This is a genomic window from Streptomyces sp. NPDC057249 (genome assembly GCF_042669245.1).
GTDB lineage: Bacteria > Actinomycetota > Actinomycetes > Streptomycetales > Streptomycetaceae > Streptomyces.
This window is the reverse complement of the sequence record NZ_JBHUXS010000003.1, coordinates 101,281-127,820: the sequence shown is the minus strand read 5'-3', so window position 1 is coordinate 127,820 and position 26,540 is coordinate 101,281. Positions and strand designations below refer to the sequence as shown.

Annotated in this window: 27 protein-coding genes; 15 read left to right on the top strand and 12 right to left on the bottom strand. The window is 72.6% G+C overall.

Annotated features, from left to right (window positions below):
* Positions 1 to 92 precede the first annotated feature (92 nt).
* From ACFUJY_RS07090 to ACFUJY_RS07080, 3 genes are read left to right on the top strand one after another with little or no spacing between them, the layout of a single operon-like run.
* Positions 93 to 1,106 carry a carbohydrate ABC transporter permease gene (locus ACFUJY_RS07090; RefSeq protein WP_383295706.1) on the top strand — a complete coding sequence of 338 codons (1,014 nt, stop codon included), beginning with the start codon at positions 93 to 95 and terminating at the stop codon, positions 1,104 to 1,106.
* Positions 1,103 to 1,966, top strand: coding sequence for a carbohydrate ABC transporter permease (locus ACFUJY_RS07085; RefSeq protein WP_383295704.1), 864 nt, complete (start codon positions 1,103 to 1,105; stop codon positions 1,964 to 1,966). The genes ACFUJY_RS07090 and ACFUJY_RS07085 overlap by 4 nt, the downstream gene beginning before the upstream one ends.
* Before the next feature lie 9 nt (positions 1,967 to 1,975).
* Positions 1,976 to 3,514: a glycoside hydrolase family 3 protein gene (locus tag ACFUJY_RS07080; RefSeq protein WP_383295702.1), complete on the top strand. Its 1,539-nt coding sequence runs from the start codon at positions 1,976 to 1,978 to the stop codon at positions 3,512 to 3,514.
* 60 nt (positions 3,515 to 3,574) lie between these two features.
* On the opposite strand, the gene nagB is transcribed toward ACFUJY_RS07080, so the two are convergent.
* Positions 3,575 to 4,360, bottom strand: coding sequence for a glucosamine-6-phosphate deaminase (gene nagB / locus ACFUJY_RS07075; RefSeq protein ID WP_383295699.1), 786 nt, complete (start codon positions 4,358 to 4,360; stop codon positions 3,575 to 3,577).
* A 196-nt stretch (positions 4,361 to 4,556) separates the two neighbouring features.
* Here nagB and ACFUJY_RS07070 point away from each other — a divergent pair, with 196 nt between their 5' ends.
* Together ACFUJY_RS07070 and ACFUJY_RS07065 are read left to right on the top strand one after the other, a co-directional pair.
* Positions 4,557 to 5,627, top strand: coding sequence for an SIS domain-containing protein (locus ACFUJY_RS07070; RefSeq protein WP_383295696.1), 1,071 nt, complete (start codon positions 4,557 to 4,559; stop codon positions 5,625 to 5,627).
* A 359-nt stretch (positions 5,628 to 5,986) separates the two neighbouring features.
* The gene (locus ACFUJY_RS07065; protein ID WP_383296461.1) at positions 5,987 to 7,453 is read left to right on the top strand and encodes a sensor histidine kinase; all 1,467 of its coding nucleotides are present in this window, start codon (positions 5,987 to 5,989) and stop codon (positions 7,451 to 7,453) included.
* 161 nt (positions 7,454 to 7,614) lie between these two features.
* Here the strand turns inward: ACFUJY_RS07065 and ACFUJY_RS07060 are convergent, their stop codons facing one another.
* Together ACFUJY_RS07060 and ACFUJY_RS07055 are read right to left on the bottom strand one after the other, a co-directional pair.
* Positions 7,615 to 7,872: a WhiB family transcriptional regulator gene (locus tag ACFUJY_RS07060; protein WP_003953983.1), complete on the bottom strand. Its 258-nt coding sequence runs from the start codon at positions 7,870 to 7,872 to the stop codon at positions 7,615 to 7,617.
* A 319-nt stretch (positions 7,873 to 8,191) separates the two neighbouring features.
* Complete coding sequence (locus ACFUJY_RS07055; RefSeq protein ID WP_383295694.1) at positions 8,192 to 9,160, bottom strand: diacylglycerol/lipid kinase family protein; 969 nt, start codon at positions 9,158 to 9,160, stop codon at positions 8,192 to 8,194.
* 141 nt (positions 9,161 to 9,301) lie between these two features.
* Here ACFUJY_RS07055 and ACFUJY_RS07050 point away from each other — a divergent pair, with 141 nt between their 5' ends.
* Positions 9,302 to 9,760, top strand: coding sequence for a hypothetical protein (locus tag ACFUJY_RS07050; RefSeq protein ID WP_383295691.1), 459 nt, complete (start codon positions 9,302 to 9,304; stop codon positions 9,758 to 9,760).
* Positions 9,761 to 9,828: 68 nt separating this feature from the next.
* Here the strand turns inward: ACFUJY_RS07050 and ACFUJY_RS07045 are convergent, their stop codons facing one another.
* The 3 genes from ACFUJY_RS07045 to ACFUJY_RS07035 form a co-directional block, all read right to left on the bottom strand.
* Entirely contained in the window at positions 9,829 to 10,809 is a 981-nt protein-coding gene (locus tag ACFUJY_RS07045; RefSeq protein WP_383295689.1) for an RNA polymerase sigma factor SigF, read from the bottom strand.
* The gene (locus ACFUJY_RS07040) at positions 10,806 to 11,219 is read right to left on the bottom strand and encodes an anti-sigma regulatory factor (protein WP_018105584.1); all 414 of its coding nucleotides are present in this window, start codon (positions 11,217 to 11,219) and stop codon (positions 10,806 to 10,808) included. Before ACFUJY_RS07040 ends, ACFUJY_RS07045 begins: the two co-directional genes overlap by 4 nt.
* A gap of 231 nt (positions 11,220 to 11,450) precedes the next feature.
* Positions 11,451 to 11,711, bottom strand: coding sequence for a UBP-type zinc finger domain-containing protein (locus ACFUJY_RS07035; RefSeq protein ID WP_164398999.1), 261 nt, complete (start codon positions 11,709 to 11,711; stop codon positions 11,451 to 11,453).
* 35 nt (positions 11,712 to 11,746) lie between these two features.
* Between ACFUJY_RS07035 and ACFUJY_RS07030 the strand changes: the two genes are divergently transcribed.
* On the top strand, positions 11,747 to 13,342 hold the full coding sequence (locus ACFUJY_RS07030; RefSeq protein WP_383295686.1) for a Na+/H+ antiporter: 1,596 nt from the start codon (positions 11,747 to 11,749) through the stop codon (positions 13,340 to 13,342).
* Here ACFUJY_RS07030 and ACFUJY_RS07025 read toward each other — a convergent pair.
* From ACFUJY_RS07025 to ACFUJY_RS07010, 4 genes are all read right to left on the bottom strand, one after another.
* Positions 13,324 to 14,241, bottom strand: a complete 918-nt coding sequence (locus ACFUJY_RS07025) for a 1-aminocyclopropane-1-carboxylate deaminase/D-cysteine desulfhydrase (protein ID WP_383295683.1) — start codon at positions 14,239 to 14,241, stop codon at positions 13,324 to 13,326. The two genes, ACFUJY_RS07030 and ACFUJY_RS07025, sit on opposite strands and share 19 nt — an antisense overlap.
* Positions 14,242 to 14,275: 34 nt before the next feature.
* Complete coding sequence (locus tag ACFUJY_RS07020) at positions 14,276 to 14,869, bottom strand: N-acetylmuramoyl-L-alanine amidase (RefSeq protein WP_383295680.1); 594 nt, start codon at positions 14,867 to 14,869, stop codon at positions 14,276 to 14,278.
* 132 nt (positions 14,870 to 15,001) lie between these two features.
* Complete coding sequence (locus ACFUJY_RS07015) at positions 15,002 to 16,195, bottom strand: globin domain-containing protein (protein ID WP_383296459.1); 1,194 nt, start codon at positions 16,193 to 16,195, stop codon at positions 15,002 to 15,004.
* 88 nt (positions 16,196 to 16,283) lie between these two features.
* On the bottom strand, positions 16,284 to 16,733 hold the full coding sequence (locus ACFUJY_RS07010) for an RrF2 family transcriptional regulator (protein ID WP_383295678.1): 450 nt from the start codon (positions 16,731 to 16,733) through the stop codon (positions 16,284 to 16,286).
* A gap of 223 nt (positions 16,734 to 16,956) precedes the next feature.
* Between ACFUJY_RS07010 and ACFUJY_RS07005 the strand changes: the two genes are divergently transcribed.
* The 8 genes from ACFUJY_RS07005 to ACFUJY_RS06970 all read left to right on the top strand — a co-directional run bounded on the left by ACFUJY_RS07005 (position 16,957) and on the right by ACFUJY_RS06970 (position 24,965).
* Positions 16,957 to 18,363 (top strand): family 2B encapsulin nanocompartment shell protein, encoded by a 1,407-nt coding sequence (locus ACFUJY_RS07005; RefSeq protein ID WP_383295675.1) that lies wholly within the window; start codon positions 16,957 to 16,959, stop codon positions 18,361 to 18,363.
* Positions 18,364 to 18,494: 131 nt separating this feature from the next.
* Positions 18,495 to 19,538, top strand: coding sequence for a family 2 encapsulin nanocompartment cargo protein polyprenyl transferase (locus tag ACFUJY_RS07000; protein ID WP_383295673.1), 1,044 nt, complete (start codon positions 18,495 to 18,497; stop codon positions 19,536 to 19,538).
* A 95-nt stretch (positions 19,539 to 19,633) separates the two neighbouring features.
* The gene (locus ACFUJY_RS06995) at positions 19,634 to 20,308 is read left to right on the top strand and encodes a DUF6304 family protein (protein ID WP_383295670.1); all 675 of its coding nucleotides are present in this window, start codon (positions 19,634 to 19,636) and stop codon (positions 20,306 to 20,308) included.
* Positions 20,309 to 20,420: 112 nt separating this feature from the next.
* Positions 20,421 to 21,404 (top strand): DUF1648 domain-containing protein, encoded by a 984-nt coding sequence (locus ACFUJY_RS06990; RefSeq protein ID WP_383295668.1) that lies wholly within the window; start codon positions 20,421 to 20,423, stop codon positions 21,402 to 21,404.
* 2 nt (positions 21,405 to 21,406) lie between these two features.
* Positions 21,407 to 21,769, top strand: a complete 363-nt coding sequence (locus tag ACFUJY_RS06985) for a GntR family transcriptional regulator (protein WP_383295665.1) — start codon at positions 21,407 to 21,409, stop codon at positions 21,767 to 21,769.
* Positions 21,770 to 22,161: 392 nt separating this feature from the next.
* The gene (locus tag ACFUJY_RS06980) at positions 22,162 to 22,917 is read left to right on the top strand and encodes an SAM-dependent methyltransferase (RefSeq protein WP_383295662.1); all 756 of its coding nucleotides are present in this window, start codon (positions 22,162 to 22,164) and stop codon (positions 22,915 to 22,917) included.
* A 146-nt stretch (positions 22,918 to 23,063) separates the two neighbouring features.
* Complete coding sequence (locus tag ACFUJY_RS06975) at positions 23,064 to 24,329, top strand: hypothetical protein (RefSeq protein WP_383295659.1); 1,266 nt, start codon at positions 23,064 to 23,066, stop codon at positions 24,327 to 24,329.
* Between the two features lie 114 nt (positions 24,330 to 24,443).
* Positions 24,444 to 24,965: a DoxX family protein gene (locus tag ACFUJY_RS06970; RefSeq protein WP_383295656.1), complete on the top strand. Its 522-nt coding sequence runs from the start codon at positions 24,444 to 24,446 to the stop codon at positions 24,963 to 24,965.
* Here ACFUJY_RS06970 and ACFUJY_RS06965 read toward each other — a convergent pair.
* Both ACFUJY_RS06965 and ACFUJY_RS06960 read right to left on the bottom strand, forming a co-directional pair.
* Positions 24,872 to 25,135: a hypothetical protein gene (locus ACFUJY_RS06965; protein WP_383295654.1), complete on the bottom strand. Its 264-nt coding sequence runs from the start codon at positions 25,133 to 25,135 to the stop codon at positions 24,872 to 24,874. The two genes, ACFUJY_RS06970 and ACFUJY_RS06965, sit on opposite strands and share 94 nt — an antisense overlap.
* Positions 25,122 to 26,435 (bottom strand): PspC domain-containing protein, encoded by a 1,314-nt coding sequence (locus ACFUJY_RS06960; protein WP_383295651.1) that lies wholly within the window; start codon positions 26,433 to 26,435, stop codon positions 25,122 to 25,124. The genes ACFUJY_RS06965 and ACFUJY_RS06960 overlap by 14 nt, the downstream gene beginning before the upstream one ends.
* Positions 26,436 to 26,540: the final 105 nt, after the last annotated feature.

The window sequence follows — 26,540 nt, the reverse complement described above, 5'->3', positions numbered from 1 at the left end:
CCCGGCATTGCGCCGCGGCCCCCGCTCGCTTTAGCTCAAGAACGCCGTGTTATCCGGGGGCTGCCTCGGACCCGCGATGGAAGGTCAGCCACGTGACTGCCGCCGATACCAAGGCCGCCGGGCCACCGGTCCCCGTACCACGTGATCCCAAGGCGGACGGGAGCCCGCTGTCCGATGAGGGCGGCACCGCTCCCCTGAAGCAGAAGAGGAAGCGGAAGAAGGGCGAACTGCTGCCCTACTTCCTGATCCTCCCGGCGATCGTGGCGATCGCCGCCGTCTACCTCTACCCGCTCGTCAAGACCGTCATCATGTCCTTCCAGGACATGGGCCGGCGCGAGCTGTGGACCGGTGATCCCGCACCCTGGGTCGGCTTCGACCAGTTCACCAACATCCTCGGTGACTCCGAGTTCTGGTGGGTGACCTTCCGCACCGTCGTCTTCATGGCCGTCTGCGTGACGCTGACCATGGGCATCGGTCTGCTGATCGCCCTGCTGATGCGCCGGCTGTCCAACTGGGTGCGGCTGATCCTGACCTTCTGCCTGATCGCCGCCTGGTCGATGCCGCTGATGGTCGCCGCCTCCATCTTCCGGTTCATGGCCGACTCCGACTACGGCCTCATCAACACCCTCATCGCGAAGGTCGTGGGCGAGGACTGGCTCGGCCACAACTGGTACCTCGACCCGGTCCAGGGCTTCGCGATCATCACGCTGCTGGTCGTCTGGGGCGCCATCCCCTTCGTCGTCGTCACGCTGTACGCCGCCCTCACCCAGGTCCCGCAGGAGCTGGAGGAGGCCGCCTCGCTCGACGGCGCCACCAACTTCGGCATCTTCCGCTACGTGACCTGGCCGGTCATCAAGCCGGTCTTCAGCATGGTCTCCACGCTGTCGGTGATCTGGGACTTCAACGTCTTCGGCCAGATCTGGCTGCTGCGCGGCAGCAAGCCCGAACCGGAGTACGAGACCCTCGGCCTCTACTCCTACTCCAAGGCCTTCGAGTCCACCTCCTTCAGCCAGGGCACCGCGATCGCCCTGATCACGGTGATCCTGCTGTCCGCGGTGGCCGTGTACTACCTGCGCCAGCTCATGAAGACGGGAGAGGTCGAATGAGCACCACGACCGACACACCCCAGGTCCTGCGCCCGGACCGCAAGAAGACCCGGGTCGGCCTGAACATCCTCGGCCTCGGCATCGCCCTGGTCATGGTCTTCCCGGTCTACTGGCTGGTGATCAGCGCGCTGCGGCCGAGCCGCGAGATCCGCTCGTACGACCAGACCCTCTGGCCCTCGTCGATCACCTTCGACAACTTCGTCAAGGCCGTGGACCAGCCGAACTTCGGCACCGCGGTCCAGTCCAGCCTGATCGTCTCGATCACCGCCGTCGTCGGCGGCATGGTCATCGCCACCCTGGCGGCCCTGGCCATCGGCCGGTTCCGCTTCTTCGGCCGCAAGGCCCTGGTCCTGATCCTGATCCTGGTCCAGATGCTGCCGCCCACGGCGATGCTCATCCCGATCTACGCCCAGCTGAACGCCATGGGCGGCATCGACGAGTACTGGAGCCTGATCGTCGTCTACCTGGTCTCCACGCTGCCGTTCGCGACGATCATGATCCGCGGCTTCGTGGTGAACATCCCGGTGGAGCTGGAGGAGTCCGCCATGGTGGACGGCTGCACCCGCTTCGGCGCCTTCCGCCGGGTGATCCTGCCGCTGCTCGCGCCCGGCCTCGCCGCCGCGTCGATCTTCGCGCTGGTGAACGCGTGGAACGAGTACCTCTTCGCCTACATCCTGATCAACGACAACTCCAAGTACACGCTCAACGTGTGGCTGATGACGTTCACCAGTGAGCGCGGTACGGACTACGGCGCCCTGATGGCGGCGTCCACCATGATCGCTCTTCCGGTCGTCATCTTCTTCATGTTCGTGCAGAAGAAGATGGCCGCGGGGCTCACCTCCGGCGCCGTGAAGGGATAACGCCGCCCCATGACCACCCTCACCTCCACCACGGACACCCTCACCCGTGACGCCCTCGCCGTGCTCCAGCCCGGCTTCACCGGCACCACGGCGCCGGAGTGGCTGCTGCGCCGGGTCGGCGAAGGGCTCTCCTCCGTCGGCCTGTTCGGCCGCAACATCGAGACGCCCGAGCAGCTCGCCGCACTCACCGCCCAGCTCAGGGCCGAGCGGGACGACGTGCTCGTCGCCATCGACGAGGAGGGCGGCGACGTCACCCGTCTCGAGGTGCGGCACGGCTCGTCGTTCCCCGGCAACCTGGCGCTCGGCGCGGTGGACGACACCGAGCTGACCCGGGCCGTCGCCCACGAGCTGGGCCGCCGGCTCGCCGACTGCGGGGTCAACCTCAACTGGGCCCCGTCTGCGGACGTCAACTCCAACCCGGGCAACCCCGTCATCGGCGTCCGCTCCTTCGGCGCCGACCCGCACCTGGTGGCCCGGCACACGGCCGCGTACGTCGAGGGCCTCCAGGCCGCCGGTGTCGCCGCCTGCACCAAGCACTTCCCCGGGCACGGCGACACCGCGGTCGACTCGCACCACGCGCTGCCCCGCATCGACGTCGACCTGGAGACCCTGCACGCCCGGGAGCTCGTCCCGTTCCGGGCGGCCATCGCGGCCGGCTCCAAGTCGGTGATGAGCGCGCACATCCTGCTGCCCGCTCTCGACCCGCACCGCCCGGCCACCCTCAGCCCCCAGATCCTCACCGGTCTGCTGCGCGAGGAGCTGGGGTACCAGGGCCTCATCGTGACCGACGCCGTGGAGATGCAGGCCATCGCCTCGACGTACGGGATCGAGCGCGGCTCCGTCCTCGCCGTCGCGGCCGGTGCCGACGCGCTCTGCGTCGGCGGCGGTCTCGACGACGACAGCACCGTCCTGCGGCTGCGCGACGCGCTGGTCGCGGCGGTGCGCTCCGGCGAACTTCCCGAGGAGCGGCTCGCCGACGCCGCCGCACGGGTACGGGCCCTCGCGTCCTGGACGCGGGAGGCCAGGGGGGCTGTACGGGAGCCGGGCGCGGCAGCACAGGAGGGGACCGCGCCCGGCACCGCGCAGAGCACCGGCATCGCCTCGGACATCGGCCTGGTCGCCGCCCGCCGCGCGGTGAAGGTGACCGGCGAGACCGCACCGCTCACCGGCCCGGCGTACGTGGCCGCCTTCACCCCGGTCGCGAACATCGCGGTCGGCGACGAGACCCCCTGGGGCCTCGCGGCCGAGCTGACCCGGCTCGTCCCGGGCACGGAGACCGGCACCTACGACGGCGACTCCGAGGCCCCGGCCGAGGCCGCGCTGCGGGCGGCGGGGGAGCGGCGCATCGTCGCCGTGGTCCGCGACGCGCACCGCCACGCGTGGATGGGCGAGGCCCTGGACGCGCTGCTCGCGGCCCGTCCGGACACGATCGTGGTCGAGATGGGCGTCCCCCAGGCCGGACCCCGGGGAGCCCTGCACATCGTGACGCACGGTGCCGCCCGCGTCTGCGGCCGGGCGGCGGCGGAGATCATCGCGGCCTCCGCGTAACCCGCGCACGCGAGAGGGCCGGGACACCACCACGGTGTCCCGGCCCTCTCGCGTGCGGAACTACAGCCCCTGCCAGGCCGGCTTCGCCGCGTACGTCGCGCGGAAGTAGTCCGCCAGCTTCAGCTTCGACGCCGCCGCCTCGTCCACGACCACGGTCGCGTGCGGGTGCAGCTGGAGCGCCGAGGCGGGCACGACCGAGGCGACCGGCCCCTCGACGGTCGCGGCCACCGCGTCCGCCTTGCCCTCGCCCGTCGCGAGCAGGATCGGGTGGCGGGCCTCCAGGATCGTGCCGATGCCCTGGGTGATGACGTGGTGCGGCACCTGGTCGATGTCGTTGTCGAAGAAGCGCGCGTTGTCGACCCGGGTCTGCTCGGTGAGCGTCTTGATCCGGGTGCGGGAGGCGAGCGAGGAGCAGGGCTCGTTGAAGCCGATGTGCCCGTCCGTGCCGATGCCCAGCAGCTGGAGATCGACGCCGCCGGCCTCGGCCAGTGCCCTGTCGTACGCCTCGCAGGCCGCCTGGATGTCCTCGGCGGAGCCGTCGGGGCCCATGAACGCGGCCTCGGAGAGCCCGAGCGGTTCGACCACCTCGCGGAGCACCACGGAGCGGTACGACTCCGGGTGGCCCGCCGGCAGTCCGACGTACTCGTCCAGCTGGCAGACGCGGGCGCGCGAGGCGTCCACGGCACCGGAGCGGACCAGGTCCGCCAGGGCCTGGTAGATGGGCAGCGGGGTAGAGCCGGTGGCAACGCCGAGAAGGGCGTCGGGCTTGCGGCCGAGCAGGGTGCCGATGGCCCCCGCGATCAGTTCGCCGCCTGCCTTGGCGTCCGGGACGATGACAACTTCCACGCGGGGCCTGCCGATCCGATCGAGAGTGACGGTATGTGGTATAGACCAATCAAGGTTCCAATCTAGCAGACTCACCCTGCCCCGAGGTGTCCGTACCGGCACTCGGACGCGCCCCACCGGCCGCCGCCCGCTGGCGGTCCCCGCGCGCCCCGTGTTCGACTGGGTCGAGGCATCGCGCGACCCGGGAGGCACCCACATGTCCGCCACGTACCCGGCCGGTGACGGCGAGCGGCCCGGCCGCATCATGTCCGGCGAGATGGCCGAGCAGCCCGCGATGCTCCGCCGCATCCTGGAGCGCGGCGCGCCCGCCGTCCGCGAGACCGCCGGGCGGATCGCGGCGAGGAATCCCCGCTTCGTCCTGCTCACCGCCCGCGGCACCTCCGACAACGCCGCGCTGTACGCGAAGTACCTGCTGGAGATCACGCTGGGGCTGCCCTGCGGGCTGGCCTCGATGTCCACCACCACGGCGTACGGGGCGAAGCCGGACCTCCGCGACGTCCTGGTGATCACGGTCAGCCAGTCCGGCGGCTCGCCCGACCTGGTGGCGTCGACCAAGGCGGCCCGGGAGGCGGGTGCGATCACCCTGGCGGTGACCAACAACCCGGACTCACCGCTCGCGGCCGTCTCCGAGTACCACATCGACATCCTGGCCGGGCCCGAGAAGGCGCTGCCGGCCACCAAGACGTACACCGCGTCCCTGCTCGCGCTGTACCTGTTCGTCGAGGGGCTGCGCGGCGGCGACGGGGCGGCGGCCGGCGTCCTGCCGGACCTCGCGGAGGAGGTGCTGGCCCGCAAGGACGAGGTGCGGGCCCTGGCCTCGCGCTACCGGTTTGCCGAGCGCATGGTCATCACCTCGCGCGGGTACGGCTACCCCACCGCCAAGGAAGCCGCCCTGAAGCTCATGGAGACGAGCTACATCCCCGCCCTCTCGTACTCCGGCGCCGACCTGCTGCACGGCCCCCTCGCGATGGTCGACAACATCTCGCCGGTCATCGCCGTGGTGACCGACGGCCGGGGCGGCGAGGCGCTCCAGCCCGTCCTGGACCGGCTGCGCGGCCGGGGCGCCGACCTCTTCGTCGTCGGGCCGGCGGCCCAGGTGGCGGCGGCGTCCGCGGGGTTCGTGCTACCGACCGCCGGAGTCCCCGAGGAGCTCCAGCCGGTCCTGGAGATCCTGCCGCTCCAGATGCTGGCGTACGAGGTGACGATCGCCCGCGGACAGGACCCGGACGCGCCGCGCGCGCTCGCGAAGGTCACCGAGACCCGCTGAGATCCGGGAGGCCCCGGAAGAACCCGCGGGCCGCGGCGCCGGGCCGGGACCCTCAGCCCGACCAGCACCGCAGCCCGGAGCAGGGCCGCCCTCGCGGGCGGCCGGTCCGGCCGGCGGTGTGCGGTGCCCCCGGCCGGGGGAGAGGCACCGGCGCAGTCAGGGCAGAGAGCGCAGGTACCTCGGTCCGCTCTCCTGTGCGGGGAGAGCGGAGGTTCCATCTCAAGCATTGTGGACTAGACCACTGGGCCGTGTCCATCCATGCGCGGTGCCGATGCAGCCCCCGGTCAACCCCACGTACGGGCGGCGCTTCCGGTTCGGACCGCCGCGCATCCACGGGTACGCTCGCACACGTGCCCTCCATGAACGACCTCGTACGCCAGCACACCGCCCTGAGTGACACCGACCTCGAGTGGCTCCACCTGCTGGTCTCGGAGTGGCAGTTGCTCTCCGACCTCTCCTTCGCCGACCTCGTCCTGTGGGTCCCCACCCGCGACGGTACGCGGTACGTCTCCGTCGCGCAGATGCGGCCCAACACCGGCCCGACCTCCTATCAGGACGACATGGTCGGCCACCTGGTCCCGCGTGGCCGCCGCCCCCTGCTCGACGCCGCCCTGGACGAGGGGCGGATCGTGCGCGAGGGCGACCCGGAGTGGCGCGAGGAGGTGCCGGTACGGGTCGAGTCGATCCCCGTACGCCGCGAGGGCCGGGTGCTCGGCGTGATCGCGCGCAACACCAACCTCCTCACCGTCCGCACCCCGTCCCGGCTGGAGCTGACCTACCTCCAGTCCGCATCGGACCTGGCCCAGATGATCGCCGCCGGGGCCTTCCCCTTCCCGGGCCAGCAGGTCGACATGGACGCGTCCCCGCGCGTCGGCGACGGCCTCGTCCGGCTGGACGCCGACGGGGTCGTCCAGTACGCCAGCCCCAACGGCCTCTCCGCGTACCACCGCCTCGGCCTCGCCTCCGACCTCGTCGGCCAGCACCTCGGCCAGATCACCGCCGAACTCGCCCCGTCCCGGGGCCCCGTGGACGAGGCCCTGGTCAAGATGGCCAGCGGTTACGCGCCCCGTGAGTTCGAGGTGGAGTGCGCAGGCGGGGTGATCCAGCTGCGCGCGATCCCGCTCAAGCCCAAGGGGGTCCGCATCGGGTCGCTGGTCCTCCTGCGCGACGTGACGGAACTGCGCCGCCGCGAGCGCGAGTTGATCACCAAGGACGCCACCATCCGGGAGATCCACCACCGGGTGAAGAACAACCTCCAGACAGTCGCCGCCCTGTTGCGCCTCCAGGCCCGCCGAATGGACTCCCCGCAGGGCCGCGAAGCGCTCAACGAGGCGGTGCGGCGCGTCGGTTCGATCGCGATCGTGCACGAGACGCTGTCCCAGAACCTGGACGAGCGGGTGGAGTTCGACGACATCGCCGACCGGGTGATCGCCATGGTCGCGGAGATCTCGCCGGGCAAGGTGACCTGCCGCCGCACGGGACGCTTCGGGATACTCGACGCCGAGGTGGCGACACCGCTCTCGATGGTCCTCACCGAGGTCCTGCAGAACGCCCTGGAACACGCCTTCTCCGTCGCGGAGTCCGGCACCGTCGAGGTCTCGGCGGTCCGGGGCGGCTCGCCCACCGAGGGGCGGCTGCTCATCACCGTCCAGGACGACGGCTGCGGTCTGCCCGAGGGGTTCGACCCGCAGAGGGCCGGCAACCTCGGCCTCCAGATCGTCCGCACCCTGGTCGAGGGCGAGCTCGGCGGCTCGTTCGGCATGGTGCCGGCACCCGAGCGCGGGACCCAGGTCGTCCTGGACATCCCGGTCCGCAGCGAGAAGTAGCGGGCCCGTACACACCGAAGAGCCCGGACCGTTCGTGAACGGTCCGGGCTCTTCGGTCAAGCATGCGCTTCGGGGGTACTGCGCGCTGCGACTCGGGGGGCGGGGTGGTGCGTACGCGCTGCACGCGCCGCCTGCGCTGAGGTTCGTAGCGGTGGCGTCGGTCAGGCGCTGGCGTTGCGCGCCCGGTTGCGAGCGGCGCGGCGCTTCATTGCGCGGCGCTCGTCCTCGCTGAGGCCACCCCAGACGCCGGAGTCCTGGCCGGACTCGAGCGCCCACTGCAGGCACTGCTCCATGACGGGGCAGCGACGGCAGACGGCCTTGGCTTCCTCGATCTGCAGCAGCGCAGGACCGGTGTTGCCGATGGGGAAGAACAGCTCCGGGTCTTCCTCACGACAAACGGCGTTGTGACGCCAGTCCATGGCTGCTACCTCTCCTTGGTGTTACGTACTGTGGCTTGTGAATGTGAACGCTTTCACGAATCCCCCCGCAGGTGGAGGCCCGACGCCCAGAAGAACTGGTTGTGGTCCTGTGAAGTGAGGAGGGGTTCTGGCTCTCAGTGGAGGCCGTTGTTGCGGGCCGTCCCGATCGCCATGTAGAGATTCGCAAACCTCGGCGACGGATACAACCCCTTCAGGAAAGTTTTTTTTGATTCCTCGGTGTCGGCTAGGTCACAGCCGTACTTCTAGAGGGTGGAAGCCAGTCCAAACGTTCGAGTTAAAGGACTTTGGTCCCTTCCACTCACACAATCACACGCAGTGCACGGCGTACGCCTGTGAACGTCACACTTGTACGCACCCCGAGGTGGTCACCGTCCATCTGGAAGGGCAGTGGCACCTTTGAATGCAAGGTGAAGTCCGTGAGGTCGTGCCGTGAAACCGCGTGCTTGCCCCGGGGGCCCTTCTCCGGGCTCGACGTGAGCAGCTGGGTGGCGTAGCGGCTGACCGCCGCCGTGGACAGTTTCCGCAGGCCCAGCACGTCCAGAGCGGTGTCGAAGGACGCCTTCGGGGCCGCGTACACCGGCCGGTTCCCCAGGTACGTCCAGGGGGACGTGTTGCAGATTATGGAAAGCGCCAGATCGGTGACCGGCTCCTCGCCGGGCACGTCGAGCGTTATCACGCCCTGTCTCCGGTGCGGCTCCTCCAGGAATTGCCGGACCACCTGGCGCACGTACAGGGCATGGGTCGAACGCTTGCCGCGCTCCCGCTGCTGTTCGACCCGCCCGACCACCCCGGCGTCGAATCCGAGGCCGGCGCAGAAGGTGAACCAGCGCTCCGGAACGGATTCGTCCTCCGTGCCCGGCGTCCCCGCCGCGAGGCCCAGGCCGACCGTGCGTTCGGTACGGTTCGCCAGCGCGTCCAGAATGGCGCCGGTCGCCTCCACCGCGTCGTTGGGCAGTCCGAGGGCCCGCGCGAAGACGTTGGTGGAGCCGCCGGGCACCACGGCCAGCTTCGGCAGGTTGTCCAGGTCGGGGCCCCGGTGCAGCAGGCCGTTGACGACCTCGTTGACCGTGCCGTCGCCGCCGAGCGCCACCACGAGGTCGATGTCGTCGCTGTCGGCGGCCCGCCGCCCCAGGTCGCGGGCGTGCCCGCGGTACTCCGTGGAGACGGCCTCCAGCTTCATCTCGCTCGCCAGCGCGTGGATCAGCACGTCACGGGTCCGCGCACTGGTGGTGGTGGCGGCTGGATTGACCACAAGAAGTGCGCGCATGACTGCCAGCCTACCTACCGCGAGGTACACCCCCGAAGTCCTGCCCGCAGGCCCTCACGCTCCGTGACGGCGCGGGGGCGCGGCGGTGGCGCGCGCCACCCCGGCTTTCCTTCGCCGGGGCCGGGATGCCAACCTGCAAGGGTGAGTACTCAGCAGAACGCGCCCTCGCCCCTGGCCGAGCCGGCGAAGCCGGCCAGGATCACGCTGGTGGCCGCGATCAGCGGCCTCGAAGGCGCCGCCCTCGTCATCGGCGGGATCTCCATGCTGGTGATGGGCCTGCTGGGCCGGCCCGACAGCCCCGAGCAGGCCGAGATGGGCGGGCTGACCGTCATCGCGCTCGGCCTGATCCCGCTCTTCGCCGCCCGCGGCCTGCTGCGCCGCCGCAGCTGGAGCCGGGGCCCCGCGCTCATCACGCAGATCATCGCGCTGCCGGTGGCCTGGACGCTGCTGCGCTCCCACGGCGTGCTGATCCCGGCCGGGATCGTGCTCGCGGCGGTCGCGCTGACCGCGCTCTACCAGCTGGTCAGGCCCGCCACCATCGAGGCCCTCGGTATCCGCAGGCCGGGCAGCACGCCCGACGCGGACCCCGAGGACGCCTGACGGCTCACCGCACGCACGAGGAGGCCGCCGGAGACGATCCGGCGGCCTCCTCCGCGTCACCGCGCCCGCTACTCCTCCACGAGCAGCCGCTCGCGCAGCTGCGCCAGGGTGCGGGCCAGCAGCCGCGAGACGTGCATCTGCGAGATGCCGACCTCCTGCGCGATCTGCGACTGGGTCATGTTGCCGAAGAACCGAAGCAGCAGAATCCGCTTCTCCCGCGGCGGCAGGTCCTCCAGGAGCGGCTTCAGCGACTCCCGGTACTCCACGCCCTCCAGCGCCTCGTCCTCGGAACCCAGCGTGTCCGCCACGGCCGGCGACTCGTCGTCCGTGTCCGGCACGTCCAGCGAGAGCGTGCTGTACGCGTTGGCCGACTCCAGACCCTCCAGGACCTCCTCCTCGGAGATCCCCAGCCGCTCCGCCAGCTCGTGCACCGTGGGCGAACGGCCGTGCAGCTGGGAGAGCTCCGCGGTCGCCGAGGTCAGCGAGAGCCGCAGCTCCTGGAGACGGCGCGGCACCCGCACCGCCCAGCCCTTGTCGCGGAAATGGCGCTTGATCTCCCCGACGACCGTGGGCGTCGCGTACGTCGAGAACTCGACGCCCCGCTCCGGGTCGAACCGGTCGACGGACTTGATCAGCCCGATCGTGGCGACCTGGGTCAGGTCGTCCAGCGGCTCCCCGCGGTTGCGGAAGCGGCGGGCCAGGTGCTCCACCAGCGGCAGGTGCATCCGCACCAGCCGGTTGCGCAGCTCGGCCCGCTCCGGCGAACCGTCGGGGAGCTTGCCCAGCTCGATGAACAACGCCCGCGCCCCGCTGCGGTCGTTTGGATCGTGGTGCCCGTGCTCGCTCATGTGGCCTGCCCGCTCCGCCTGCGACTGCTCCACCGCGACCGTAATGCCGGCGGGCCCGTCCGCCCCGTCCACCGCACGGGGCAGCTCCGCCCCGTCCACCGGATGAGGCAGGGCCTGCTGATCCGGGATGCCCGCCGCACGCACCACCCCTGGTCGGATCGTCTCGTCCCGCACCGGACCGTCCCCGTTCCCGTTGCTCACGCCGGCCCGGGTCCCGCGCCGCGCTGTTTGTACAGGCTGATGCTGACCGTACGGTCGTCGGCGACCGAGGAGTCGACCTTCCCGGCCAGCGCGGAGAGCACCGTCCAGGCGAAGGTGTCACGCTCCGGGGCGCGGCCGTCGGTGGTCGGGGCCGCGACCGTCACCTCGAGTGAATCGTCGATGAGGCGGAAGACGCAGCTCAGGACGGAACCGGGCACGGCCTGCTGGAGCAGGATCGCGCACGCCTCGTCCACCGCGATGCGAAGGTCCTCGATCTCGTCGAGAGTGAAGTCCAAGCGTGCTGCGAGACCGGCCGTGGCCGTCCGCAGCACCGACAGGTAGGCACCCGCAGCGGGCAGCCGGACCTCTACGAAGTCCTGATTCCCGGGCTCGCCTGCGATCTGGGACACCCTCACCTCCAAGGTGGCACAAACTCATTCGAGGTTCCGGGAAGAGCGCCCGGAGCCATGCGGTACGTCTTCGGTTCTCGGCCCGGCGACGCTATCGCGATCCATGATGCCGTGTCGCCGGAACCCCCTCCCGCGGCTGTCACTCATGGTAGGCCCATGGGTACACACAGTGCCTAGGGGGCTGCGTCACTCAATTACGAACAACGCGCGCCGGTTTGACGTACCCGTACGTCAGACGATCGAACCGTCGACAAAGCACCAACGCCAGTTCTCACCCGGTTCGAAGCTCCGCATGACCGGATGGCCCGTCTGCTCGAAGTGCCCCGTCGCGTGCCGTCCGGGAGAGGAGTCGCAGCAGCCGACGTGGCCGCAGCTCAGGCACAGCCGCAGCTGCACCGGGTGGGTGCCGGCCGCCAGGCACTCGGGACAGGTCTCACCGCGGGGCGCGGGCTCGGGGCGCGGCAGATCCGGTACATGCGGGCAACCACTCATGATGGCCAGGTTACGACGGATGGGAGGATCATGAGATGGACGCATTGCCCCTGGTGGCGCTGGTCGCGGGCAGTGCCGCGACCGCGGGCCTCGCACGCCGCACGCCGGTGCCGGCCCCCCTTCTCCTGGTCGCCGTCGGCCTGATCGCCTCGTACGTGCCGGGGGTGCCGTCGTACACCCTGGACGCGCACATCGTGCTGCCCCTGCTGCTGCCGCCCCTGCTCTACACGGCCGCCGTGGACAGCTCCTATCTGGACCTGCGGGCCAACCTGCGGCCCGTGGCGCTGCTCTCGGTCGGCTACGTGCTGTTCGCGACGGTCGCGGTGGGGTGGCTGGCGTACCTGCTGGTGCCCGACCTGCCGTTGACCGCCGCTCTGGTGCTCGGCGCCGTGATCGCCCCGCCGGACGCCGTCACCGCCGCGGCGATCGCGCGCCGGGTGGGGCTGCCCGCGCGTGTCACGACGATCCTCCAGGGCGAGTCCCTGGTGAACGACGCCACCGCGATCACCGCGTTCAAGGTGGCGCTCGCCGCCGCCGTGGGGGAGGGCGTCAGCTGGGGCGCGGGGGTGGAGGAGTTCCTGCTGGCCTCGGTCGGGGGTGTCGGGGTCGGTCTGCTGCTCATGGTCCCGCTGCACTGGCTGCGGACCCACCTGCGGGAGCCGCTGCTCCAGAACACCCTGTCGCTCCTCATCCCGTTCGTGGCGTACGCGGCGGCCGAGCGCGTACACGCCTCGGGGGTGCTCGCCGTGGTCGTCGTCGCGCTGTACCTGGGCCACCGGTCCTGGCAGGTGGACTTCGCCACCCGGCTCCAGGAGGCCGCCGTCTGGAAGATGATCGCCTTCGTCCTGGAGTCGGCCGTGTTCGCGCTGATCGGTCTCCAGCTGCCGTTCGTGCTCAAGGGGCTCGGCACGTACTCGGTGGCGGACGCCTTCGGATACGCGGTGCTGGTGTTCCTGGCCGTGGTGGTGGTCCGCTTCGTCTGGGTCTACCCGGCGACCTACCTGCCCCGGTGGCTGTCGCGGCGGATCAGGGAGCGGGAGACCGGTACGGACTGGACCTCGCCGCTGATCGTCGGCTGGGCCGGGATGCGCGGCGTCGTCTCGCTCGCCATCGCCTTCTCCGTCCCCCTCGTCACCACCGACGGCGCGGACTTCCCGGCCCGCAACCTGGTGCTGTTCCTGACCTTCACCACCGTCATCGGCACGCTGGTGGTCCAGGGGCTCACGCTGCCGCTCCTGGTGCGCGTGCTGAAGCTCCCGGGCCGGGACCGGCAGGCCGACACGCTGGCCGAGGCGCAGGCCCAGAACGAGGCGTCCACGGCCGCCGAGGCCCGTCTGGACGCGCTGCTCACCGATGAGCGCAACCGGCTGCCCCAGCCCCTGGCGGACCGCCTGCGGACCGTCCTGGAGCGCCGCCGCAACGCGGTGTGGGAGCGCCTGGGCGCGGCCAATCCGGTGACCGGCGAGTCGGCGGACGACACCTACCGGCGGCTGGCCGGCGAGATGATCGAGACCGAGCGGGAGGTCTTCGTCCGGCTGCGGGACGAGCGCAGGATCGACGACGAGATGATGCGGACCCTGCTGCGCCGCCTGGATCTGGAGGAGGCGGCGGCCTACCGGGAGGACGGCTGAGCGTCCTCGTCCGGGCGGCCGGTGATCACGGCCGCGACCGTGGTCCCGGCGGGGAAGGCGCCCTCCTCGGTCAGCACGGTGAGCGCGTGCAGCATTTTGGCCACATACAGTCGCTCCACGGGCAGCCCGTGCCGGTCCTCGAAATCGTTTGCGAAGGCGTGCAGGCCGGGTGTCGTACGGGCGTAGCCGCCGAAGTGGAACCGCTCGTCCAGCCACCAGTCGCCGGCCGGCCCGCCGTACGCCTCCCGCTGGAGCTCCCGCACCGCCTCACCCAGGAAGCCGCCGCGCAGGACCGGGACGCCGAGCGCGCGCTGGCCCGGCGCGAGTCCGGCGGCGAGCCCGGCCAGGGTGCCGCCGGTGCCGCAGGCCACCGCCGCCACGTCGGCCACGCCCCGCAGTTCGCGCCCCAGCGCGGCGCAGCCCCTGGCCGCGAGGGCGTTGCTGCCGCCCTCCGGGACGACCTCGCAGTCCCCGTACGCCGCCAGCAGTCCGGCCAGGACCGCCGGGTCGTTCTTGGCGCGGTACGTCGCCCGGTCCACGAAGTGCAGCCGCATGCCGTCGGCGGCGCACCGGGCGAGCGAGGGGTTGAGGGGGCGGTGGGCCAGCTCGTCACCGCGTACGACTCCGACGGTGCGGAATCCCAGGAGCCGGCCGGCGGCGGCGGTGGCCCGCAGATGGTTGGAGTACGCGCCGCCGAAGGTGAGCACGGGGCGACCGGCGGCGGCTGCCAGATTGGGCGCGAGTTTGCGCCATTTGTTGCCCGGCAGATCGGGGTGGATCAGGTCGTCGCGCTTGAGCAGCAGCGTCACACCGTGCCGGGCGAAGCGTTCGTCGTCGGCCGGCTGCACGGGCGAGGGCAGCAGCGGGCGCAGCCGGGATGCGGGGGACGGGGCGGGCATGCGTTCCATTGTGGCGGCGGGCGCCGCCCGGGGGTCACTTGAGGCGGTCGTGGACGCGGTCGCGCATGTCGTTCATCGCGAATCCCTTCGGGTCCACCTTGCCGGGCTGCCACTCGCGGTGGCCGATGACCGAGCGGGCGGTCCAGCCGTGGTGGCGGCAGATGGCCGCCGAGACCTTCTCGATGGCTTCGAGCTGGGCGTCGGGCCAGGGGTCCTCGCCGTCGCCGAGGTTCTCGCACTCGAAGCCGTAGAAGTGCCGGTTCCCGTCGGTGTCGGCCTCGTTGTCGTGGGGGAGGTGCTTCTTCTCCGCGACGACGGCGCGCAGGACGTCGCCGTCGCCCATCCCCGCGTGGTTGGTCCTGCCGTAGCCGACCAGGTGGACCCGGCCGTCCTTGGCGATGACGCCGTGGCAGAGCGGCCCGGGCAGGTCCGGGTGGCCGTCCCGGCACATCTTCACGGTGGCGTCGGTCCCCTTGGTGGCGGAGTGGTGGATCATCACGCCGTTCACGGGGCCCCAGGGGCCCTTGTGGTTCCGGTTGTGGCTGCGCCAGTCGCCGACCTCGACGACGGTGAGCCCTTCCTTCTTGAGGGCGGCGAGAAAAGCGCTCGCGGACATGGGTGAGGACATGGCCGGCTCCTTCGGTGCGTGTAGGAGCGGTTCTACCCGGCCGGAAGGGCCCCGACCGGTCGCGGAGCGACGGCGGGGCCCTGTTCGGATTCTGTGCGAGCCGATTCGGTCAGTTCGCGGTGTGCCGCCGGGTCAGGAGGCCAGCCACAGGTCGGGGCCGAACACCTCGTAGTGGATGTCGGAGGCCGGGACGCCCTTGGCGAGCAGCTGGGTGCGGACCGACCGCATGAAGGGCAGCGGGCCGCAGAGGTAGGCGTGCGTGCCCGACGGGACGACGAGGCCGCTCAGGTCCACGAGCCCGGTGCGGTCGGCGGGGTGGCCGTCCTCCGGGTTCTCGTACCAGAAGTGGGCGGCGCCGTCGTGCAGCTTGGCCGTGAGCGCGGTGTGGTCGGTGCGCAGCGCGTGGTCGGCGGGGGAGCGGTCGCCGTGCACGACGGTGACCGGGGCGCGGTGCCCGGCCTCGGCGAGGTGCTCCAGCATCGACAGGATCGGGGTGCAGCCGATGCCGGCGGAGGCGAGCAGCAGCGGTGCCACGTCGGACTTCAGCACGAGGTCGCCGTACGGGGCGGAGACGCGGAGCCGGTCGCCGGCGCGGACCTGCGCGTGCAGGTGGCGGGAGACCTCGCCGTCCGGCGCGTCGTTGCCGTGGACCCGCTTGACCGTGATGGAGCGGAGCGCCGAGCCGGGGGCGCTGGAGAGGCTGTACTGGCGTATCTGGCGTGCGCCGTCCGGGAGTTCGACCTGGACGGAGACGTACTGGCCGGGGCGGAAGGCGGGGGCCGGCGAGCCGTCGGCGGGGCGGATGCGGAACCGGGCGACGTCGTCGGTCTCCTCGGTGCGCGAGACGACCTCCCACTCCCGCCAGACGTCGCCGGCGACGACGCCCTGCTCCGCGTACAGCCGCTCCTCGATGGCGATCAGGGCGTTGGCCATCAGCCAGTAGACCTCGTCCCAGGCGGCGGCGACCTCGGGGGTCACCGCGTCGCCCAGGACCTCGGCTATCGCGGCGAAGAGGTGGGTGTGGACGACGTCGTACTGGGCCGGGGTGACACCGAGCGAGGCGTGCTTGTGCGCGATCCGGCTGAGCATCACGTCGGGGCGGGTGTCGGGCTGCTCGACCAACTGGGTCGCGAACGCGGCTATGGAGCCGGCGAGCGCCTGGCGCTGGGCGCCGGACGCCTGGTTGCCCCGGTTGAACAGGTCGCGCAGCAGCTCCGGGTGGGCGTCGAACAGCTTGCGGTAGAAGAGATCGGCGATGTCCCCGATGGCCGCGCCGACGGCGGGCAGGGTGGCGCGGACGGTGGCGGTGGACGACTCGGAGAGCATCGGTGACTCCTCGGATGTTGAATTGGCATCTTGGATGCGCATTTAACGGCAGTGTAGGCACCGGGCGGGCGGCCCGGTGCGCCGGGGGTCAGTCCCGGGGTGGTGGTGCGGCGCCGAGGCTGATCAGCAGGGGGCCGGTGGGTGCGGCGGTCAGCTCCGCGACGGTGAGCGGGTCCAGCGAGGCGTAGAAGGCCTCCTCGGCCTCGCGCAGGGCGACGCGCAGCCGGCAGGCCGCCCGCAGTGGGCACGGAGTGGAGCCCTCGCAGTCGACCACGTCGCCCGGCTCCTCCAGTTCGCGGACGAGCCCGCCGACCGACGCCGTCCGGCCCGCCTCGGTCAGGGTGAGCCCGCCGCCCCGGCCCCGCCGCGCCTCGATCAGGCCGAGGTGCTGGAGGCGGGCCACGACCTTCGCGGCGTGCGAGTACGGCACCTGCATGGTCGCCGCCACCTCGCGGGTGGTCGGCGGGTCCTCGTGCTTCACGACGGCGAGGCGCATCAGGACGCGCAGCGCGACGTCGGTGAATCTGGTCAGCCGCATGGCGGCCAGATTAGTTAATTGGCATTCCGGATACAAATTTAAGCGCGTCGGGAGCATCGCTTGGGCATCGCTTGGGCATCGCATGGGCGTCGGGCGGGCATCGCGCTGCGTTGTGCCCCGCCCAAAGCCCGATTAGTCACACTCTTTTGTGTAATGGCGTGCCCCGTCCTCGTGCTGGAAGTGTTCTTCCCGCAGGTCAGCCGATAGATCGAGAGGACGACACATGTCCGTTGGTGAAGAGGTTCAGAACGTGCAGGTGCCGCCGCAGCAGAGTCTCGGCACGGCGGCCGCGCGGAACCTCGCGACGACCACCAAGTCCGCTCCGCAGATGCAGGAGATCACCTCACGGTGGCTCCTGAAGATGCTGCCGTGGGTCCAGGTGCAGGGCGGCACGTACCGGGTGAACCGCCGGCTGAGCTACTCGGTCGGGGACGGCCGTGTCACGTTCGTGCAGACCGGGGACCGGGTCGCGGTCATCCCCGCCGAGCTGGGGGAGCTTCCGGCGCTGAGGGACTTCGGGGACGAGGAGGTCCTCGCCGAGCTGGCCCGGAGGTGCGAGCAGCGGGAGATCCCCGCCGGGCAGCTCCTGGCCACGGCGGGCGAGGCGGCCGACCGGGTGTACCTGCTGGCGCACGGCAAGGTCGAGAAGGTCGGCACCGGCCCCTACGGTGACGAGACGGTGCTCGGGGTCCACGCGGACGGGGCCTACTTCGGGGACCACTCCCTCATCGAGGGCGACGCCGTCTGGGAGTACACGGCCCGGGCCGTCACCGCGTGCACCGTGCTCACGCTCCGGCGGGCGGACGTGCTCAACCTCGCGGAACGGGCCGATTCGCTGCGCGGCCATCTCGCCGGGCTGCTGGCCGTTCCGCAGCAGCGCACCAACAAGTACGGCGAGGCGGCGATCGACCTCTCCGCGGGCCACGTCGGCGAGGCCGTCGTCCCGCACACGTACGTGGATTACGACGCGGCGCCACGCGAGTACGAACTGAGCGTCGCGCAGACCGTCCTGAAGGTCCACAGCCGCGTCGCGGACCTCTACAACCAGCCGATGAACCAGACCGAGCAGCAGTTGCGGCTCACGGTCGAGGCGCTGCGCGAGCGCCAGGAGCACGAGCTCATCAACAACCGCGAGTTCGGCCTGCTCAACAACTGCGACTACGGGCAGCGGCTGCAGCCGCACGACGGGGTGCCGAGCCCCGACGACATGGACGAACTGCTCTCGCGCCGGCGCGGCTCCAAGCTCTTCCTCGCGCACCCGCGCGCCATCGCCGCCTTCGGCCGTGAGTGCAACAAGCGCGGCCTCGTCCCGGAGAGCGTGGACGTCGGCGGACACCATGTGCCGGCCTGGCGCGGTGTCCCGATCTTCCCCTGCAACAAGATCCCGGTCAGCGACGCCCGCACCACGTCGATCATCTGCATGAGGACCGGCGAGTCCGAGCAGGGAGTCATCGGCCTCCAGCAGACGGGCATCCCGGACGAGATCGAACCCAGCCTCTCGGTCCGCTTCATGGGCATCGACGAGCAGGCGATCATCTCCTACCTCGTGACGGCCTACTACTCCGCGGCGGTCCTCGTCCCGGACGCCCTCGGTGTCCTGGAGAACGTCGAGGTCAGCCGCTGGCGGTGAGCCACGGGGCCCGGACCCCGCGCGGTCCGGGCCCCCTGCCGCCCGCGCTCCCAGCAACCACCCACGACCCCGGCCCAGGCCGCGACAGCGGCCCGGGCCGGGGCGGCAACGACAGGGGTGACCGATTGACCATGACCCGAACAGACGCCGCGACCGAGGGCAACGAGGCCGCGGCGCTCCTTGAGTACACCCGGACCCTCGTGGACCCGCACCTGCGGGCGGCGGTCGCCTCCCTGCCCGGCTCGATCCGGCGCGTCGCGATGTACCACTTCGGCTGGCAGCACGCCGACGGCAGCCCGGCGGCGGGCGGTGCGGGCAAGGCGATCAGACCGGCGCTGGTCCTGGCGGCCACCCGCGCGCTGGGCGGCGACCCCGAACAGGCCGTCCGGGCCGCCGTCGCCGTCGAGCTCGTCCACAACTTCACCCTGCTCCACGACGACGTCATCGACGAGGACCACACCCGCCGCCACCGGGCCACCGCCTGGACGGTCTTCGGCGTCCCGGACGCCGTCATCGCCGGCGACGCGATGCTGGCCCTCGCCCAGCGGCTGCTCGCCGAGGACGGCAGAGCGATGTCGCCCGCCGCGTCGGCCCGGCTCTCGACCTGCGTCATCGAGCTGTGCGCGGGCCAGCAGGCCGACTGCGCCTTCGAGGAGCGCGACCCGGACCAGGTGTCGCTGGACGAGTGCCTGACCATGGCGACGGCGAAGACCGGCGCGCTGCTCGGCTGCGCCTGCGCGCTGGGCGCGCTCTACGCGGGCGCCGGCGAGCGGGCGGTCCGGGCCATGGACGGCTTCGGCCGGGAGGCGGGCCTCGCCTTCCAGCTGATCGACGACCTGATCGGCATCTGGGGCGACCCGGCCCAGACCGGGAAGCCGGTCGGCGCGGATCTCAGCGCCCACAAGAAGTCGCTGCCCGTGGTGGCGGCGCTCACCGCGGGCGGGCCGGCCGCGGCGGAGCTGGCCGAGCTGTACCGGGGCGCGATGAACACCCGCGCCGAGGTGAGCCGGGCCGCCGAGGCGGTGGACCGGGCGGGCGGCCGCGACTGGGCGCAGAGCTGCGCCGGCGACCGCATGGCGCGGGCCGTGCACCACCTGTCCAGGGCGGTCCCGGACCTCTCGGCGGCGGGCGATCTGCTGGCCCTGGCCGAGTTCGTCACCCGCCGGAAGCACTGACGGGGCGCCGGCCGGAAGGAGGTGTCGAGGGGCGGCTCCGGCGTAGCGGAGGGCGGCAGGGGCGGTGTCGGAGGCAGGGGCTACAGTCCCTGCTCATGACAGATGAGTCGTGGGCAGGGTGGTACCGGGACCGGCAGGGATCGGACGCCGTCATCCTCACCACCGACGGGCAGCAACTCCGCCTCCGCGTCCGGGGCGTGGACTTCGAGGGCGGCAGCTTCGACGGCCTGCGGCCGGTGGCCGCCGGACCGGCGGAGCAGGGGCTGTTCACGCTGACGGACGGTGTGCTGGGCGACTGCGTCCTGGAATGGGACCTGCCGTTCCCCGTCATGGCGGAGGGGGTGGAGCGGCAGGCGACCCTGAGCTGCCTGCTCTCGCTGCGCAGGCCCGACCCGTATCTGTACCTGGAACTCCGGTTCGGTGGCGCGGCCTTCGGTTCGCAGCGGGCCGAGAGCGACTTCGGGTCCGCGCTGGCGACGATCCAGCGGGAGCTGCCCCCCGGAATCCGGCTGCGGACCTGCATAGCCTGCGCGTTCTCCGACTACTTCCCGGCCCCGGCGCCCGGTCGCGGTCTCTCCGGCGGCCTCGCCTGCTTCCGGGGCGCCAAGGAGGCGTACCGGGGCACGGCCGGTGAGCAGGACGTGCTGGGGCTGTGGGAGCGGCGGACCGGCTTCGTCCAGGAGGTCTGGAGCTGCCGGGAGTTCGAGCCCCGGCCGACCGAGGGCGCCGGTACGGGCCACCGGGGGGCGTTCCCGCTCGAAACGGCCTGACCGGCCGGGCGCCGGACCGCCCGTCTGCCACCGTCCCTCCCGACGCGCGTAGCCCTTATGCCGTTGCCGTCGCCTCCATTGTTCTACTAACATGCGAACAAGGGAGGTTTTGATGAACCTGAAATCCGTCGGCCGCGTGGTGCTCACCGCCCTGCCGTTCCTGCTCGCGCTCGCCGTCGACCTGCTGCTCTTCGCCACCCACCGCGACCGGTTGCCCGCTCAGCTGGCCAGCCACTTCGTGGGCAACGGCCGGGTGGACGACTACGCCGGCCAGAGCTCGTACCTGGTCGTCACCACGCTCGTACTGCTCGGCACGGGCCTCCTGTGGGCGCTGATGGCGGGGTTCGGGAAGTTCGCCGGTACGGCGCACCGCATGCTGGTCGCCTTCGGGTACTCCTTCGCCGCCCTGATCGGCTACCTGCTGGGGGCCGTCCTCCTCATCAACGTGGACGCGGTCGAGGACGCGCAGGGCCGGGGGCAGGGCGTCCACTTCCCCATGTGGCACATGGCCGTGGCCCTCGGCGCGGGCGTCGTCGCCTTCGGGCTCGGATACCTCGCGGCGGCGCTGACGCCCGTCCCCGAACCGGACGGGGACGACGGACCCGAAGCGGGCGGCGAGCGCGTCGCGCTGGGAGCCGGGGAGGTCGCCGGCTGGGCCCGTGGCACCGGGTCCTGGTGGCTGCCGCTCACGGCCCTCCTGCTCATCGGGACCGGAACCGCCATGCTGTTCACCGCGAGCCGGCCACTCGCCGTGCTGCCCCTCGTCCTCGGGCTGCTCACCGCGAGCTTCGCCCGTCCGTACGTCACCGTGGACCGGCGCGGCATCACCGTCTCCGGGCTGCTGCCCTGGCCGCGCGTCCGGGTCCCGCTGGACCGGATAGAGGCGGCGGTCAGCCGTGACATCAGCCCGTTCGCCGAGTACGGCGGCTGGGGGTACCGCATCCGGCCCGGACGCAGCGGTGTCATGATCCGGTCGGGGGAGGGCATCGTGGCCCGGCTGACCAGCGGCCGCGACTTCGCGGTGACCGTGGACGACTCGGCGACCGGGGTCGCGCTCCTCAACACCCTGATCGACCAGCGCCGAACGGACCACTGACCATGCTCTTCCGGGTCGATCCCACCTCCACCGTGCCGCTCGGCGACCAGATCGCCGCCTGTGTGCGCCGCGCCGTGGCCGACGGCGCGGCGGCCCCCGGCGAACGGCTGCCCGCCGCCCGCGTGCTGGCCGAATCGCTCGGCGTCAACGTGCACACCGTGCTGCGGGGCTACCAGCGGCTGCGCGAGGAGGGCCTGATCGAGCTGCGCCGGGGCCGGGGCGCGGCCATCGCGGACGGCGCGTCCCCGCACCGCGCCCGCCTCCTCGAACGGGTCCGCGAGACGGTGGCCGAGGCCAGGGGCCTGGGCCTCACGGCGGACGAACTGCTGACCCTGGTCCGTACCGAATACGGCACCACCGGCTGACGGCCTCCGGCATGGCGGCGGGGGGGCCCCGGCGGGGGGGGGGGCCCCCCGGGGGGGGGGGGGGGGGGGGGGGGCCCCCCGGGGGGGGCGGGGGGGCGGACCCGGACATGCCACCGTCCTTTTTACCGCGGCGGGCCTGTGGGGTGGGGGTCTGTTGGCCGGTTGGGGGCGCGCCGGGGCGCGGCGCGGGCGCGGGTGTTCCCGGGGGGGCCCCCCCCCCCCCCCCGGGGGGGTGGGGGGGGGGGGGGGGGGGGCGGCCCCCCGGTTACGGGAAGGGGCGGGGAGGGGAACAGGCCCGCCGCAGGCGCCCCCGCCCCCCGCACCTCCCCCCGCAACCCCGCCCCCAAAAACGCATGGCGCGCGCCGGGGCACCCATGACACGCTCCGCCCCCATGTCATCCGAAAAGATCCGCGCCCTGATGTCCGCCGCCCACAACGACCGCCTGACCTGGAACACCCCCCTCTCCGAAGAGCACGCCGCCCAACTGATTACCGCCTGCGCACCCCCGCCCGGCGCGCGGATCGCGGACCTCGGCAGCGGCTGGGGCGAGCTGCTGATGCGCCTCGTGGAGTCCGCCCCCGACAGCACCGGCGACGGCGTCGAGACCGACCCGGAGGCCGTGGCGCGCGGCCGGGCGCTCGCGGCCGAGCGGGGACTCGCGGACCGCGTACGGTTTCACGAGGTCCCCGCCGCCGAATGGCCGGACGGGAACTACGACCTGGCCGTGTCCATCGGCGCCTCGCACGCCTGGCCCGGCGGGACCGCCGAGGCCCTGGCCGCGCTGCGGGCGTCCGTACGGCCCGGCGGCCGGGTCCTGTTCGGTGAGGGCTTCTGGGAGCGGGAGCCGGACGAGGCGGCGCTCGCCGGACTCGGCGCCGAGCCCGGGGACTTCGGCTCGCTGCTCGACCTGATCCGGCAGGCCGAGGCCGCGGGGCTGCGGGCGCTCCAGGTGACCGCCGCCGACCGGCGCGAATGGGACCTCTTCGAGTCGCACGCCAACATCGGCCGGGGCGAACGCTGGGCGCTGGCCCACCCGGACCACCCCCTGCACGACGGGGTCGTCGCCGCCGTGGACGAGCGGCGCACCGGCTACTACGGCGGCTACCGGGGCACGTTCGGCCTGGCGTACCTCGTGCTCAGCGCCTGAGCAGGTATCGAACACGCTGACGAAGGTGCCCCTCCGGTGCGCCCCGATGCGGCGGCCCGCCGCCCCGTACGGCACAATTCGCTGCGTTCACAGACGAGTTGGCTGCCCCGGGGTGGCGACAGGGGCGGGAAAGGGCGGCGTTCTCCGTGGCGTTGGACGAGGCACGACAGGGCGCGCACGGCGGCGGCTGCACCTGCGGGGACTGCCCGCACGGGGCGCGCCAGGGACACCGGCGCGCGGTGGCCGCCTTCCTGGCCAAGCGCGACGGGTTCGCCGCCGGACAGGGACTGCCCGCCGGGGTCGCCCAGTCGGCGTCCGCGACCCGGCAGTGGGTCTCCGACGAGCTGACCGAGTCCGCGCGCGAGGTGGCCGACCGGGGCCGCGAGGCCGGTGACGCCTGGCTGTACCGGGTCTGGCAGCGCACCCTGGTCGTCGTCTGGGGCGGCCTTGCCGTCCTCGCCCTCGCCGAGGCCGCCACCGCGATCGGGGCGGGCTGGACCCACGCCCGTACCGCCGGACTCGTCGCCGGACTGGTCACCGCCGCGCTGCTGACCGCCGCCGCCCACGTCCACCGGGCCCGCGGCGGCCTCCTCGCCCCGCTGATCGGTGAGGACAACCGGCTCTCCACCTCCCGCGCGGTCGCCGCGTCCTGGGTGCTGCTCGCCGTGTTCTCCGTGCTCGTCCTCGCCCTCGAACTGGCCGCCGCCTCCGGCCACGCCCGGCGCGACGAGCTGATCGAGGGGCTGGACCTGGCGCGCGGCGCCGGGATCGTGGCCGTGCTGGCGCTGGTGTGCGCCGTGGCGGTGGCCGTGCGCCGGGTGGTGAGCGTGCGGGTACTGTCCGGGCGGCTCCAGAAGCTGCGCGCCGACCGGCCGCGCGCGGCGGACCTGCTCACCGACGACTCGGGGCGCGGCACCTTCACGGACGTGCAGTACGTCCTGGTGTCCACGGTCGCCGTGGTGTTCGCCGCCGTCCGCCTGGCCCGCAGGCCCGAGCAGCTGCCCGACCTGCCGTGGGGCCTCGCCCTCCTGGTGGCGGTGTCGGCGGCCGTCTACTTCACCGGCAAGTACGGCGAGGGCGGCCGGCCCGTCGTGCTCTCCGTCGTCCGGTCCCGGGAGGCGGGCGACCTGGACGCGCCCATCCGGACCGGGGACGACATCGAGATCCGGGGCGCCGGGTTCGTGCCGCCGGGCGCGGGGGCCCCGGACCGGCTGGCCCGGGTCGTGGTGCGGATCGGGACCGTGCACGTCCATGTCCCGCTGGTGCCGGTCCCCGGCGGCTTCGCGAACCCCTCCGACACGCTGCTGACCGTGCCGGTGCCGGTCGAGGTGGAGCCGGGCGTGGTCGAGGTGCAGGTCGTGACGGCCGCGGGCACGGAGACCGCCCCCGTCGCCATCGACGTCACCGACTGAGCCGGCCCCACCCGCGAACCCGGACCGCGCTGAACGCTTTCGCCGCGTTCGTACGTAAGGTCGGGTGACGGGCCGCACGGTCCGGTGGGCACGGCCGCGGAAGGCGGGAGCAGCATGTACGGGTACGGCGGTAACGGGCGGGGCCTGGGGCGCGTCCAGGGCGAGGGCAGCAGCCTGCGGGACCTGGCGCGGGAGCACGCCCTGCTGCCGCTGCGCGTCTTCCTCGGCGTCACCTTCGTGTACGCGGGGCTCGACAAGCTCACCGACAGCGCGTTCTTCCACGCCACCGGCCCCGGGTCGGTCGGCGGGCAGATGCACGCCGTCCGCGACTCCGCCGCGATCCCCGGCCTGGTCGACCTCGCGCTGAACGCCCCCGCCGGCTTCGGTTACGCGATCGCCATCGGCGAGCTGGCCGTCGGCATCGGCACCCTCCTCGGCCTGTGGACGAGGATCGCCGCGCTCGGCGGCGCCCTCATCTCGCTGAGCCTGTGGCTCACCGTCAGCTGGCAGGTCTCCCCGTACTACCTCGGCAACGACCTGGTCTACCTCATGGCGTGGCTGCCGCTGCTGCTGGGCGGGGCCGCGTCGCTCTCGCTGGACGCGCTCCTCGCGGCGCGCCGGCGGCGGATGCGGTAGGTGATCCAGGTCGCCCAGGCGGCCGTCCACAGCCCGCCGCAGAACAGCGCGACGAAGAACTGCGGCGGGGCGTCCCAGGCGCCCGCCGCGTCCGCCGCGTATCCGGCGGCCAGGGCCAGCATGACCAGGCCGGTGACGGCCCGGCCCGGCCGGAACTCATGACGCGGCACGGTTGACCTCCACCTGTCCGTAGTCCACTTCCAGATCCAGGTCGACCGTGCCGCCCGGGGTGCTGCCCTCGGCCGGCGACAGCGTCCTGCGCTGGTCCTGCGTGGCGCGGATGTCCAGATCGCCCTTGTGCCGCCCGTCCACCACCACGAGCGCGCCGAACCGGGTCCGCGCGTGCACCCGGACGGTGACCTCCGGCGGGACGTGCACGAGGACCCGGCCCGCCCGGGCCTCCACCCGGGTCCGCACCGTCTCGCCCTTCTCCACCGTGATCCGGGTCAGGTCCAGCTCGGCCTGGCCCGCGCCGATCGCGTACAACGGCTGGACGGCGGCGACGGACGCCGGGCGCCACTCCTCGCGCACCCAGTCCGTGCCGATGTCCTTGGGCAGCGCCGCGGCGCCCACCAGCAGCCCGGACGTGATCGTCGCCAGCAGCAGGGTGCCGAAGCCGGTCCGCCCGACGAACGCGCTGACCAGCATCGCCAGGCCGAACACCCCGAGCGCGGCGGCGAGACCGACCTCCAGGCTGGTGCCCAGCGGCTGGGACCCCCAGGTCAGCCCCGTACCGAGCCCGCCCGCGAGCAGGGCGACGAGGAACGCCGGGCCGGCGATCGAGCGCGGCCCCCGCACCTCCCGCGACCGGGGCGGCGGCGGGCGGAACGGGGCGTCGGGCGTGGCCCCGCGCGGCACCCCGGCGACCTCCGTGTCCGGCGGCCCCCACAGATAACCGGCGGCCACCGGCCCCGTCGTGCCGTCCTTGACGATCGGGTCGCGCCACCAGGAGGGCCCGGACAGGGTCGGCGGCGCCTTCACCTCGGGCGGCGCCTCCGACGCCGCCTGCGCGGCCGCCTGGTGCAGCGGGTCCTCCGGACCGGCCTTCTTGCGCGCCTGCGTCCACATGGAGAAGCCCAGGACCGCGACCGACAGCATCGCCGAGAACGCCAGCGTGCCGCCGTTCCCCAGCATCGACAGGAAGAGACCGCAGCCGATCAGCGCGCACAGCACCGCGCTCAGCGACGCCAGCTCGACCCGGCCCGACAGCAGCCGCCGCGCCTCGTTCTCGTCCTCGCCCTCCACCGGGATCAGCAGCCAGGCGAAGCCGTAGAAGATCAGCCCGAAGCCCCCGGTCACCGACAGCACCCCGAGCACGATCCGGAAGATCACCGGATCGACGTCGCAATACCGGCCCATCCCGCCGCACACCCCGGCCACCACCTTGTGCCGCGGGCTGCGGTGCAGGCGCGGAGCGGGCTCGGGAGGCGGCGGTGCGGCGCCGGGCGGCGCGTCCTGGGGAACGGTCATGGCTCCATGGTGACGGCCCCCGGGCCCCACCGGCACCCGCCCCGACCCTGGCCGGTCCCTGATATTGGCCCGCCCGCCTCTCAGGGATGCCGGGCCCCGCCCCGC

Coding starts and splice junctions, on each gene's coding strand:
- ACFUJY_RS07085 (WP_383295704.1), top strand. CDS start 1,103: ATGAGCACCACGACCGACACACCCCAGGTCCTGCGCCCGGACCGCAAG.
- ACFUJY_RS07080 (WP_383295702.1), top strand. CDS start 1,976: ATGACCACCCTCACCTCCACCACGGACACCCTCACCCGTGACGCCCTC.
- ACFUJY_RS07070 (WP_383295696.1), top strand. CDS start 4,557: ATGTCCGCCACGTACCCGGCCGGTGACGGCGAGCGGCCCGGCCGCATC.
- ACFUJY_RS07065 (WP_383296461.1), top strand. CDS start 5,987: ATGAACGACCTCGTACGCCAGCACACCGCCCTGAGTGACACCGACCTC.
- ACFUJY_RS07060 (WP_003953983.1), bottom strand. CDS start 7,872: ATGGACTGGCGTCACAACGCCGTTTGTCGTGAGGAAGACCCGGAGCTG.
- ACFUJY_RS07055 (WP_383295694.1), bottom strand. CDS start 9,160: ATGCGCGCACTTCTTGTGGTCAATCCAGCCGCCACCACCACCAGTGCG.
- ACFUJY_RS07035 (WP_164398999.1), bottom strand. CDS start 11,711: ATGAGTGGTTGCCCGCATGTACCGGATCTGCCGCGCCCCGAGCCCGCG.
- ACFUJY_RS07030 (WP_383295686.1), top strand. CDS start 11,747: ATGGACGCATTGCCCCTGGTGGCGCTGGTCGCGGGCAGTGCCGCGACC.
- ACFUJY_RS07025 (WP_383295683.1), bottom strand. CDS start 14,241: ATGCCCGCCCCGTCCCCCGCATCCCGGCTGCGCCCGCTGCTGCCCTCG.
- ACFUJY_RS07020 (WP_383295680.1), bottom strand. CDS start 14,869: ATGTCCTCACCCATGTCCGCGAGCGCTTTTCTCGCCGCCCTCAAGAAG.
- ACFUJY_RS07015 (WP_383296459.1), bottom strand. CDS start 16,195: ATGCTCTCCGAGTCGTCCACCGCCACCGTCCGCGCCACCCTGCCCGCC.
- ACFUJY_RS07010 (WP_383295678.1), bottom strand. CDS start 16,733: ATGCGGCTGACCAGATTCACCGACGTCGCGCTGCGCGTCCTGATGCGC.
- ACFUJY_RS07005 (WP_383295675.1), top strand. CDS start 16,957: ATGTCCGTTGGTGAAGAGGTTCAGAACGTGCAGGTGCCGCCGCAGCAG.
- ACFUJY_RS07000 (WP_383295673.1), top strand. CDS start 18,495: ATGACCCGAACAGACGCCGCGACCGAGGGCAACGAGGCCGCGGCGCTC.
- ACFUJY_RS06995 (WP_383295670.1), top strand. CDS start 19,634: ATGACAGATGAGTCGTGGGCAGGGTGGTACCGGGACCGGCAGGGATCG.
- ACFUJY_RS06990 (WP_383295668.1), top strand. CDS start 20,421: ATGAACCTGAAATCCGTCGGCCGCGTGGTGCTCACCGCCCTGCCGTTC.
- ACFUJY_RS06985 (WP_383295665.1), top strand. CDS start 21,407: ATGCTCTTCCGGGTCGATCCCACCTCCACCGTGCCGCTCGGCGACCAG.
- ACFUJY_RS06980 (WP_383295662.1), top strand. CDS start 22,162: ATGTCATCCGAAAAGATCCGCGCCCTGATGTCCGCCGCCCACAACGAC.
- ACFUJY_RS06970 (WP_383295656.1), top strand. CDS start 24,444: ATGTACGGGTACGGCGGTAACGGGCGGGGCCTGGGGCGCGTCCAGGGC.
- ACFUJY_RS06960 (WP_383295651.1), bottom strand. CDS start 26,435: ATGACCGTTCCCCAGGACGCGCCGCCCGGCGCCGCACCGCCGCCTCCC.